The 12,102-nt window shown below is 33.8% G+C and carries 7 protein-coding genes; 4 read left to right on the top strand and 3 right to left on the bottom strand.

The genetic code is table 11. The annotated features are described in order from the left end of the window. Positions 1-79: 79 nt before the first annotated feature. Positions 80-685, bottom strand: a complete 606-nt coding sequence (locus V7P59_RS00270; RefSeq protein ID WP_333807517.1) for a superoxide dismutase — start codon at positions 683-685, stop codon at positions 80-82. Positions 686-792: 107 nt separating this feature from the next. Between V7P59_RS00270 and V7P59_RS00265 the strand changes: the two genes are divergently transcribed. The 4 genes from V7P59_RS00265 (at position 793) to V7P59_RS00250 (ending at position 9,561) form a co-directional block, all read left to right on the top strand. Next, positions 793-3,981 (top strand): UvrD-helicase domain-containing protein, encoded by a 3,189-nt coding sequence (locus V7P59_RS00265; protein ID WP_333807515.1) that lies wholly within the window; start codon positions 793-795, stop codon positions 3,979-3,981. Positions 3,982-4,015: 34 nt separating this feature from the next. Then, on the top strand, positions 4,016-5,212 hold the full coding sequence (kbl, locus tag V7P59_RS00260; RefSeq protein ID WP_333807513.1) for a glycine C-acetyltransferase: 1,197 nt from the start codon (positions 4,016-4,018) through the stop codon (positions 5,210-5,212). Positions 5,213-5,316: 104 nt separating this feature from the next. Continuing rightward, complete coding sequence (locus tag V7P59_RS00255; RefSeq protein ID WP_333807511.1) at positions 5,317-6,720, top strand: OmpA family protein; 1,404 nt, start codon at positions 5,317-5,319, stop codon at positions 6,718-6,720. Positions 6,721-6,783: 63 nt separating this feature from the next. Beyond that, positions 6,784-9,561: a PD-(D/E)XK nuclease family protein gene (locus V7P59_RS00250; protein WP_333807510.1), complete on the top strand. Its 2,778-nt coding sequence runs from the start codon at positions 6,784-6,786 to the stop codon at positions 9,559-9,561. 81 nt (positions 9,562-9,642) lie between these two features. Here V7P59_RS00250 and V7P59_RS00245 read toward each other — a convergent pair whose 3' ends face one another. Together V7P59_RS00245 and V7P59_RS00240 are read right to left on the bottom strand one after the other, a co-directional pair. Further along, entirely contained in the window at positions 9,643-10,425 is a 783-nt protein-coding gene (locus tag V7P59_RS00245) for an alpha/beta fold hydrolase (protein ID WP_333807509.1), read from the bottom strand. Between the two features lie 185 nt (positions 10,426-10,610). Next, a complete protein-coding gene (locus tag V7P59_RS00240; protein ID WP_333807508.1) occupies positions 10,611-11,903 on the bottom strand; it encodes an aminopeptidase P family protein in 1,293 nt (430 codons plus the stop codon). Between the last annotated feature and the right edge of the window lie 199 nt (positions 11,904-12,102).

The following is a 12,102-nucleotide window of genomic DNA, read 5'->3' as shown; positions in this document are numbered from 1 at the left end:
TTTTTATTTTTAATAAACTTGGTAACAAAAAAGGCGAGGATTGTAAAATCTTCGCCTTTTTTAATTTTGTTTATTTTAATTATTTTGCTGCAGCAAAGCGTTTTGCTACTTCAGCCCAATTGATTACATTAAAGAAAGCTTCAATATAATCAGGACGACGGTTTTGGTAGTGTAAGTAATAAGCATGTTCCCAAACATCCATTCCTAATATTGGTTGTCCACCACATGCAACACCTGGCATTAATGGATTGTCTTGATTTGGAGTTGAACAAACTTCTAATTTTCCTTCTTTCACACATAACCAAGCCCATCCTGAACCAAAACGAGTAGCTCCCGCTTTAGCAAATTCTGCTTTGAAAGCATCAAATGAACCAAAAGCGGCATCAATTGCAGATGCTAATTCACCTGTTGGTAAACCACCACCGTTTGGCGACATAATTTCCCAAAACATTGTATGATTGTAATGTCCACCACCATTGTTACGAACTGCCATGTTGTTCATGTCTAAATTTTTTATCAAATCTTCAATAGATTTTCCTTCTAAATCTGTTCCAGCAATAGCTGCGTTTAAGTTGGTAACGTATGCATTGTGGTGCTTAGAATGGTGAATTTCCATTGTTCTAGCATCAATATGTGGTTCTAATGCATCGTATGCATAAGGTAATTGTGGTAATTCAAAAGCCATAATATTTAATTTTTAGATTAATAATATTTTCACCAAATTTACAAATTAAACTTCGGATTCAAAAATAGATAGTTTTTATACCACTATTATTAAGATAAATATAACATTTGAATACAACGACTTTTACCATTTATGATGCTTCGGCTGGTTCCGGAAAAACTTATACGTTAACGAAAGAATATTTGAAAATTCTTTTTTTAGCACCAAATGACGATGCGTATCGAAAAATTTTAGCCATAACTTTTACTAACAAAGCAGTAGAAGAAATGAAAACCCGAATCGTATCGAGTTTGTATCAATTTTCATTGGATAATACTTCCGATAAAGCGATGGAATTGTTAAAAGATGTTTCTGCCGAAACCAAATTGAGTATCGCTACTTTAAAAGATAAATCGAAAGCCATCATAAAAAATATCATTCATAATTATGCAGCGTTTGATATTGCTACGATTGATAAGTTCACGCACCAAGTCATCCGAACGTTTGCTCAAGATTTGAATTTGCCGCCGAATTTTGAAGTGTCTTTGGAAACGGATTCATTGTTGCAAGAAGCCATCGATTTGGTAATTTCCAAAGCAGGTGATGATCCAAATCTAACCAAATTACTAATCGAATTTTCAAAAGAAAAAACCGACGATGATAAAAACTGGGATATTTCGGGCGAATTATTAAAGGTTGCCCAATTGATTACTAATGAAAACAATTCGGAAGAAATTAAAGAATTGTCTGAAAAAAGCATTGATGATTTCGGGATTGTAAAAAAGAAATTACAGGAAGAAATCAAACAACTGAAATCGGAATGTAAGGCAATTGCTCAAAGTGTTTTGGATTTAATTGATGCAAATGGCGTTTCTCGAAAATCGTTTTACAGAAGTTTGGTTCCTAATTTTTTAGAGAAAATTGTTGATGATAAAATTGCGATTAATGAAACCATAATCAAATATTTAGATGGTTCAGAAAGTGGTTATTCTAAAACTGTTCCACAATCCGATAAAGATTTTATTGATGAAAACGCTTCCGAAATTTTAGCTTCGGTACTAACAATCAATGAAAAAGTTGGAAAAATTTCAATGTACGAAGCTTTTCTGCAGAATTTGAATCCATTGTCGTTGTTAAACACGATTTATCAAGAATTCAAACAAATTCAGGAAGAACAAAATTTAGTTTCGATTTCCGATTTTAATAAAATCATTCACAACGAAATTCAAAATCAGCCAGCGCCTTTTATTTATGAGCGTTTGGGTGAAAAATACCGTCATTATTTTATCGATGAATTTCAAGACACTTCGGTAATGCAATGGCAAAATTTGATTCCGTTAATCGATAATGCGCTTTCTGGTCAAGACGATTTTGGTCAGCAAGGAACTTTGATGTTGGTTGGTGATCCAAAACAAGCCATTTACCGTTGGCGCGGCGGAAAAGCCGAACAATTTATCGATTTGGCGAAAGAAGATAAAAAACACAATCCGTTTTCCAATAAAGACAAAGAGACGCTTCGTTTGGGCACGAATTACCGCAGTTTTTCCGAAGTCATTCATTTCAACAATGCGTTTTTCAAGCAATTATCTGATAAATTTGATAATCCAGATTATAAAAATTTATACGAAAATCTTTCGCATCAAGAAATCAATTCCAAAATTGGCGGTTATGTGAATTTATCGTTCATCGAAGTGCCAGAAGACGAAACCGAAGTGGAAGGTTTTGATTCGGACAACGACTCGATTTCGGTAAAAGATAAATTTTACTTGAATCAAACGTTGCGAACCATTGAAAAATGTATCGCTAACGGATTTGAATACAAAGACATCGTCTTACTTACGCGTACGAAAGCACCCGGAATCAAATTAGCTAATTTCTTAACCGAAAACAGCGTCCCAATTTTGTCTTCGGAAACCTTATTGATTCAAAATGCGACCGAAGTAAAGTTGTTGATTGCGTTGCTTCGCTATTTGAAAAATCCAAAAGATGACGAATCGAAAGTCTATTTCTTGTATTTCATTGCGAAATATCTGCAATCGGAAGTAGAAATTCATGATTTCATTTTGGCTACCAAAGATAAAAATTCGGAGGAATTAGAAGCGTTTTTAAAAACTATTGGAATTGAAATTTCATTCAAAAATTGCAAGAAGAAATCCCTTTATGAAGCAGTTGAAATTTTAATTGCGACTTTTTTAAATAACAAAGTGAATACTTCGTATTTGCAATATTTCTTGGATTTGGTTTTAGAGAAAGATGTCAAAGCACAATCGAGTATTGCGGATTTCTTGGAGTATTGGGACAAAATTGGCTACCAAAAAAGTATTCCATCACCAGAAGGAACAAACGCGGTTCGTATCATGACGATTCACAAATCAAAAGGCTTGGAATTTCCGGTTGTGATTTTTCCTTTTGCTGAAGAAAATTTTTCAAGCAAACCAAAAGATAAATTGTGGATTCCGTTAGAAGATGCGAATGTGAATTTTCCAAAAGCGTTAATCAATAATCGAAAAGAAGTGGAAACGTATGGAAGTGAAGCCAAAACCATTTTCCAAACCAAAAATCAAGAAGAAGTTTTAGATACAATTAACGTTTTGTACGTGGCTTTAACGCGAGCCGAAGAACAATTGTATGTGATTTCAAATAAACTAAAAACAAAAAAAGGTGATTTAGTTACGAATAATTTATCTTACTATTTTCTAGAGTTTCTGCAAAATATCGGTAAATATGAAGAAACTAAATCAGAATACGAATTTGGAAATCCAAATAGAATTTCAAAAAACAAATCCCACGAAGGAAATCACAATCAAATTGGCATTGTTTCACATAAATTAAATCCAAAAAACATCAAAATCGCACAACGCGAAGCTTTGATGTGGGGAACGGTGCAACAAGATGCGATTACTTTTGGTAATATTCTCCACGAAATTATGGCATTTATTCATACCAAAGACGATGTGGATTTAGCTATTCAAAAAGCAACGGAATTGGGATTGATTACGTTTTCTCAAAATGCAATTTTTAAAGAAACAATTGAAAAAATTGTAAATCATGAAGAATTGATTTCGTTTTTTGATGTCGTTGCAAAAGTTTATAACGAACAAAATATCATCAAAAAAGCCACAAAAAACAACAAACCCGATAGAGTTGTAATCAAAGATAACGTAGCTTATTTATTAGATTATAAAACAGGAGAAAAGCACAACAAACACAAAATACAATTGGAAGAATACGAAATGGCTTTACAAGAAATGAACTATACCGTTGCAAAAAAAGCACTAATATATATAGGAGAAAACATAGAAATAGTAACTTTGTAACTCTAAACAACAAACTAGTAACAATAAACATATCATGTACGGAAAAATTCAACAACACCTACAAAATGAATTGGCCACTATTAAAGAAAGTGGATTATACAAAAAAGAGCGCATTATCACTTCACCTCAAGGAGCAGAAATCACCATTTCGACAGGGGAAACCGTTTTAAATTTTTGCGCGAATAATTATTTAGGACTTTCTTCCCATCCAGAGGTAGTTCAAGCCGCTAAAGACGCTTTAGACACACATGGTTTCGGAATGTCATCAGTACGTTTTATTTGTGGAACTCAAGATATTCATAAAGAACTAGAACAGAAAATTGCTAATTTCTACGGAACAGAAGATACAATTTTATACGCAGCCGCTTTTGATGCAAATGGTGGTGTTTTCGAGCCTTTATTAGGAGAAGAAGATTGTATTATTTCCGATTCATTAAATCATGCTTCTATTATTGATGGTGTTCGTTTGTGTAAAGCAGCTCGTTACCGTTACGAAAATAACAATATGGAAGACTTAGAGCAACAGCTAATTAAAGCAACTGAAGCTGGTCATCGTTTTAAATTAATTGTAACCGACGGCGTTTTCTCAATGGACGGATTGGTAGCACCATTAGATAAAATTTGTGACTTGGCTGATAAATATGATGCTTTGGTTATGGTTGACGAATGTCACGCTGCTGGTTTCATCGGAGCAACAGGAAAAGGAACACTAGAAGCTAAAGGTGTAATGGGAAGAGTAGACATTATCACCGGAACTCTTGGAAAAGCTTTAGGTGGAGCAATGGGAGGTTATACAACAGCTAAAAAAGAAATTATAGAAATCTTACGTCAACGTTCGCGTCCATATTTGTTTTCTAATTCATTAGCGCCATCGATTGTTGGGGCTTCATTAAAAGTTTTCGAATTATTAGAAAAAGATACCACACTTAGAGATAAATTAGAGTGGAACACGAATTACTTCAAAGCAGGATTAAGAAAAGCAGGTATTGATTTCATAGATGGTGATTCAGCAATTGTACCTGTAATGTTGTATGATGCTAAATTATCGCAGACAATGGCAGAAGAATTATTAAAGAAAGGAATTTATGTGATAGGATTTTTCTTTCCAGTAGTTCCTAAAGACAAAGCGCGTATTAGAGTACAATTGTCAGCTGCACATACACAAGAGCATTTGGATAAAGCAATTGAAGCTTTCACAGAAGTTGGTAAAAAATTAGGTATAATTAAGTAAAAATCCGACAAATAAGTAATTTTTTTTAACAAAACTTTTTGTAGTTAAAAAAAACGTCTTACTTTTGTTCTAATTATAACGCATTGTAATTAAATAAAACAAGTATGAAACATCTTAACAAATTATTTGCTGCAGCTTTATTGTTTGCTGGTTTAACATCGCAAGCACAAGATAGCAACAACCCATGGGCAGTGTCTTTTGGGGTAAATGGAGTTGACACTAAAGTTAGTGCTGTTGGTAATGACAGTCCAAAATTCATCCAATTATTAAACGCTAAAGAAAACTGGAATATTTTACCTTCAGTTTCTTATTTAACAGTATCTAAACACGTAGGTGATGGATTCTCATTTGGTGTAACAGGTTCTGTGAATAGAATTGATAAATGGGTTTCAAGAGTTCCTGGAACACAATCAACAGACGTTGTTACTAATCCTGGAAACTTATCTTATTATGCTTTTGACGCTGTAATTAAATACAGCTTCATGGAAATGTTAAAATCTAAATGGTTAGATCCATCTATCAACATTGGTGGAGGTTATAACTTTATTGGAGATGCTTCTGCAGGTACTGTAAATGGAGGTTTAGGTTTAACTTTTTGGTTAACTGAAGGAGTTGGTTTACAATTCCAATCTACTTACAAACATTCATTTGACGATAATAGAGTAGCTGGTCAAGATGTTCCTTCTCATATTCAACACTTTGCTGGTTTAACTTTCAAATTTGGAGGTAAAGATACAGATGGTGACGGAATCTATGACAAAGATGATGCATGTCCTGAAGTTGCTGGTTTAAAAGAATTCAAAGGATGTCCTGATACAGATAAAGACGGAATTCAAGATTCAGAAGATGCTTGTCCAGAAGAGGCAGGTTCTAAAGAATTAAACGGATGTCCTGATAATGATGGTGACGGAATCATCAATTCTGAAGATGCTTGTCCAGATGACAAAGGAACTAAAATGATGAAAGGTTGTCCAGATGCTGACGGTGACGGTGTTGCTGATAAAGATGACAAATGTCCTACAGTAGCTGGTGCTAAAGATAATGCTGGTTGTCCTTGGCCTGATACAGATGGTGACGGTGTTGCTGATAAAGACGACAAATGTCCTACTGTAAAAGGAACAGTTGCTAACAACGGTTGTCCAGAAGTATCTGACGATACAATGAAAAAATTAAATGATTACGGAAAAACTATTTTGTTTAACTCTGGTAAAGCTTCTTTCCAAAAACAAACAATCCCAGTTTTAAAAGCAATGGCTGCTATCTTAAAAGAGTACCCAACTGCTAAATTCTCTTTAGAAGGTCACACAGATGCTGATGGATCAGAGGCTATGAACCAAAAATTATCTGAAGATAGAGCTGCTGCAGTTAAAAACTTCTTAATTGAAAATGGTATCGATGCTTCTAGATTATCTTCTAAAGGTTTTGGTGAGTCTATGCCAGTAGATTCTAACAAAACTGCTAAAGGTAAAGCTAATAACAGAAGAGTTGAAGTGAAATTAGTAAAATAATTTCTTTCTAAAATATACTAGGAAACGTCCCGAAATATCGGGACGTTTTTTTATTTTTATAAAATGAAACAAGATACTTTTTTAGATAAGTTAAGCGCAACTATTTTATCACAATCCGATATTCAATTATCAAATTGTTTAATTGTTTTACCTAATAAAAGAGCAAAAGTTTTTCTTTTAGAAAGTTTAAAAAATCAATTAGGTAATACTTCGTTTGCCCCAACTATTATTAGTATTGAAGATTTTATTCAAGAAATTTCTGGTCTTCGTACCATCGACCCAATTGAATTATTATTTGAATTTTACGAAGTCTATCTTTCCATTACTGAAAAGTCTAAACAACAAACCTTCGAAGAGTTTGCCGCTTGGGCAAAAATCGCTATTCAAGATTTTAATGAAATCGATCGATATTTATTAGATCCAAATCATGTATTCTCTTATCTTAAAGATATTGAAGCCTTGAAACGTTGGAATTTAGAACCATCTAACACTACCAAATTAATTGACACACATTTAGAATTTTGGGCTAAATTGCCACTGTATTACGAATCTTTCTACAACCATTTATTGAAAAAAGGAATCGGTTATCAGGGACTATTGTATAGAGAAGCAGTTAAAAATTTAGTTTCCTTTACCAAAACCATTACTAATCAAATATATTTCGCGGGTTTCAATGCTTTAAATCAAGCAGAGGAACGAATATTTAAACATCTAGCCAACGAAAATAAAGCCAAAATTTATTGGGATATCGATGAGGTTTTCTTGAATGATTCCTATCATGATGCTGGTCTATTTATCAGAAAGTTTAAAAAAGAATGGAAACCGTTTGTAAACCAAGATTTCGAGTGGGTGGTGAATCATTTTAGCGAAGAAAAAAATATCGAAATTATTGGTACACCAAAAAGCATTGGTCAAGCTAAAATCGTAGGAACTATCATCGAAAAAATTCAATCAGTAAACCCAAATTTAGAAAAAACCGCAGTTGTTCTTGGTGATGAAAACCTGTTGCTTCCCGTTTTGTATGGTTTGCCCGCATCTGTTGATGCGTTGAATATTACAATGGGTTATCCGAGTAAAAATAATCCTGCGCAATTGTTAATTAATAAGTTGTTCAAGTTACATACTAACGCCAAGCAACGAAATGAAAAAAGCTATACATTTTATTACAAAGAAGTTTTAGATATTCTAAATCATCCTTTGGTCGAGCCTTATTGCAAAGTGGAAGAAGTAGTAAAAGTGATTAATAACAACAATTTCACCTTCTTTTCTAATCAAAAATTATTCAGTTTATACGAAGAGAAATATCCTAATACCGAAAATAAATTCTTCCAATTATTATTTACACGTTGGGAGGATTCTATTTCCGACATTTTAGCGAATTTGAATGCGATTTTACTCACCATAAAATCCTATTTAAGTAATGATGATGCCGAAGAAAAAGTCACTAAAGCTTTTGTGTATTCGGTGTTTAAAACCATTAATAAATTAACTAATTACCACGAAACCTATAATCAAATTCAAAGTTTACAATCGTTACAAGCGATTTACAAGCAAATTATCGATTTAGCGGAAGTATCTTTTGAAGGCGAGCCATTGAGTGGTCTTCAGGTAATGGGTGTTTTAGAAAGTCGTGTATTGGATTTTGAAAATGTGATTATCACTTCGGTAAATGAAGGAAAATTTCCAGCTGGTAAATCGCAAAATTCTTTTATTCCTTATGATGTAAAGAAAGAATTAGGTTTACCCACATACAAAGAAAAAGATGCGATTTATTGTTATCACTTCTACCATTTGTTATTACGTGCGAAAAACGTTTGGTTGCTTTACAACACCGATAATGAAGGAATTGATGCTGGTGAAAAAAGCCGTTTTATTACCCAATTAGAAATTGAAAAACAACGAAAACACAATATTACAAGTACCATTTACAACGCCGTTTTACCCGAAAAAGCATACGAACCCGTTACGATTCCAAAAACAGATAAAATTCTAACACGCTTGCACGAAATCGCAACAGAAAAAGGATTTTCACCATCTTCTTTAACGAATTATGTTCGAAATCCGCTACAGTTTTACATGCAACGTATTTTACGCATTAACGAAGCGGATGAAGTAGAGGAAAACATTGCAGTAAATACGTTGGGAACCATCATTCACAATGCTTTGGAAGAATTATATACGCCCTATTTGAATCAGTTTTTGGCATTGCATCATATTGAAGCGATGGAAGCGAAAATTGATGAAGTTATTCTGAAACATTTCAAAGAAATTTACAAAGAAGGCGAAATCACTAAAGGAAAAAATCTGTTAGCTTTTGAAGTAGCGAAACGAAATGTCTACAATTTTCTACAATTAGAAAAAAAAGATATCGAAGCCGACCAAGCTATAAAAGTTTTGCTGTTGGAAGCCGAATTGTCTTGCGAAATCGTAGTGAAATCTTTGCCCTTTCCAATAAAAATCGCAGGTAAAGTTGACCGAATTGAAGAGAGAAACGGTGCCATCCGTATCATCGATTACAAAACTGGAAAAGTAGATGGGAACAGTCTAAAAATTCAAGATTTTACAGATTTGACTTCGGATATAAAAAATGAAAAAATCATTCAGTTGTTGTGTTATGCTTTGATGTTTGAAAATCACGAATTAAAACAAAATCGAGAAGTTTCCGCCGGAATTGTTTCATTCAAAAACATGAAAAACGGCTTTTTGCCTTTTGGATTAGGGAAAGGGAAAGATGCTGAGCTTGTTATTTCAACTGAAATTTTAGAAGATTTTAAATCAGAATTAGAAAAATTGATTGTAGAAATTTTCAATCCAGAAATTCCGTTTAAAGAAAAAGTATAATTGCACCACAAGGCTCACAAAGTAATTACACGAAGTTCACAAAGCTTGGTGTTCATTGTGCCTTCTTTGTGCTCTTAGTGGTTAAACCCTTTTCAAAAACCCACTAAAAACCGCCAACAATTCCGTCTGATTTTCAAAATGACTCATGTGACCGTCTTCAAAAGTGGTGAGTTGTACTTGCGTACCATCAATTTGTTCTAAGTTTTCATTGTAATTTAAAACAGGATCTTTTTTGCCTAAAATAAGTTGAATCGGATAAGGCGCAAAATGCAAAATAACTTCGCGGTCTTTTCGGATTTTCATGCCTTCTAATGCGGCAACAATTCCCTGAAGAGGTGTTTTTAAAGCTTCTAATTTTACTTCTTCGATAATGTCTGCTAAACGTTCGCGATTGTCTTCGCTAAACAAATTGGCAATGCTCATGCGAATAAAAGCCGAATAATTTTGCTTCACCGCAATAATAGCGCGGTCGCGATTTGCTTTTCGTTCGTCGCTATCGGCTCTTGAAGTGGAGTTTTGTAATACAATTCCTTTGACATTATCAGGATATAATTCGGCGAAAGCCAGAGCCACATAACCGCCCATCGAATGTCCAATCAAAACTGCTTTTCTGATTTTTAATTCGTGTAATACATGATGCACCATATCGGCTTGGTCTTCCATCGTGTGGACATAACCTAGACATTCTGTTTCACCATGGCCTAACAAATCGATAGTAATGATGCGGTGTTTCTTCACCAATTCAGGAATAAACGCCTTCCACATCGATTGATTTTCCAAAAAACCATGTAATAAAACCACAGCCGTTCCTTTTCCTTGGTCGGTGTAACTGATTTTGGTGTTTTTGAAGTTGGTGGTTTTCATAAAGGCAAAATTATGTTTTTAGTTACGAATTCACGAATTAATTTATAAGCTTTATTAAAAAATTTGGGAGACGGATTTTAGAAATTATGTAAATTTTAAAAATTTCTCCAATCTGTGTTTCAAAAAAAACGGCTCACATTTCTGCAAGCCGTCTATTTTCTATATTCTATACTCTATATTCTCAATTAAGCATTCATTATCGCTTCAATTTCCTCAATTTCAATCGGAATATTACGCATTAAATTAAACGCAGCGCCTTTTTCTTGTATCACAACATCATCTTCTAAACGAATACCAAAACCTTCTTTCGGAATGTAAATTCCAGGTTCAACTGTGAATACCATGTTGGCTTGCATAGGTTCGTGTAATAATCCGTAATCATGCGTGTCTAATCCCATGTGGTGACTGGTTCCGTGCATAAAATATTTTTTATATGCTGGCCAATCTGGATTTTCGTTTTGTACATCGGCTTTATCGATTAATCCTAAACCTAACAATTCTGACGTCATGATTTTTCCCACTTCTACATGATATTGTTTCCACAATGTTCCTGGCACCAACATTTTGGTAGCTTCGTTTTTCACATTTAAAACCGCTTGATAAACCGCTTTTTGTCTATCTGTAAAACGACCTGAAACCGGAACCATACGCGTCATATCACTTGAATAATTCGCATATTCTGCTCCAACGTCAAGTAAAATCAAATCGCCCGCTTTACATTGTTGGTTGTTTTCGATATAGTGCAACACATTTGCATTGTTTCCAGAAGCAATAATTGGTGTGTAAGCAAAACCTTTCGAACGATTTCTTAAAAATTCATGTGCAAATTCGGCTTCGATTTCGTATTCCATAACACCAGGTTTTACGAAATTCAAAACGCGTCTGAATCCTTTTTCGGTGATATCACACGCTTTTTGGATTAAATCCAATTCTTCACTTTCTTTTACCGAACGCAATCTTTGTAAAATAGGATTCGATTTTTCTACTTTATGCGCTGGATAATTTTCTTTCCACCATTTTATAAAACGGGCTTCACGAGTTTCGGTTTCTATAACCGCGCGATAATGTTCGTTTGTGTTGATATAAATGGTATCGGCATACGCCATGATTTCTTTCAATGTTTTGTGGAAATCTTGTAACCAAATCACCGATTTAATTCCAGAAACTTCAAACGCTCTTTCTTTAGTCAATTTTTCCCCTTCCCAAATCGCAATGTGCTCATTCGTTTCTTTTAAGAATAAAATTTCTTTCAAATGTTCGTAAGGCGCATCAGGGAAAAGCAATAAAATACTTTCTTCTTGATCCACACCTGATAAATAGAAGATATCGCGATGTTGTGCAAATGGTAAAGTAGAATCGGCAGAAACTGGATAAATATCGTTTGAATTGAATACCGCAACGCTGTTAGGTTTCATTTGAGCTGTGAATTTTGCTCTATTTTTAACGTATAAGTTACGGTCTATTTGATGGTATTTCATGATGTAAATATTTTTTAATGTTTAAATTTTAACCACATAGATACATAGGTTTACCTAAAAAGTTTTAGAAAAATATAGCATTTCATTTTAAGATAGTTTGAACTATGTTAACTAAAATGAATAAAATGCCTTTTCTAAAGAATTAAAATTCTATGTTTCTATGTGGTAGAAAAAAATGTTCTCCAAAAATAAAAAGATA

Source organism: Flavobacterium sp., assembly GCF_036782315.1.
Lineage (GTDB): Bacteria > Bacteroidota > Bacteroidia > Flavobacteriales > Flavobacteriaceae > Flavobacterium.
Note: the sequence above shows the minus strand (reverse complement) of the source record. Positions and strands in the feature narration are given on the sequence as shown.

Excerpts from the sequence above, each read along its gene's own strand:
- V7P59_RS00250 (WP_333807510.1), top strand. The coding sequence starts at position 6,784 with ATGAAACAAGATACTTTTTTAGATAAGTTAAGCGCAACTATTTTATCA.
- V7P59_RS00270 (WP_333807517.1), bottom strand. The coding sequence starts at position 685 with ATGGCTTTTGAATTACCACAATTACCTTATGCATACGATGCATTAGAA.
- V7P59_RS00255 (WP_333807511.1), top strand. The coding sequence starts at position 5,317 with ATGAAACATCTTAACAAATTATTTGCTGCAGCTTTATTGTTTGCTGGT.
- V7P59_RS00240 (WP_333807508.1), bottom strand. The coding sequence starts at position 11,903 with ATGAAATACCATCAAATAGACCGTAACTTATACGTTAAAAATAGAGCA.
- V7P59_RS00245 (WP_333807509.1), bottom strand. The coding sequence starts at position 10,425 with ATGAAAACCACCAACTTCAAAAACACCAAAATCAGTTACACCGACCAA.
- kbl (WP_333807513.1), top strand. The coding sequence starts at position 4,016 with ATGTACGGAAAAATTCAACAACACCTACAAAATGAATTGGCCACTATT.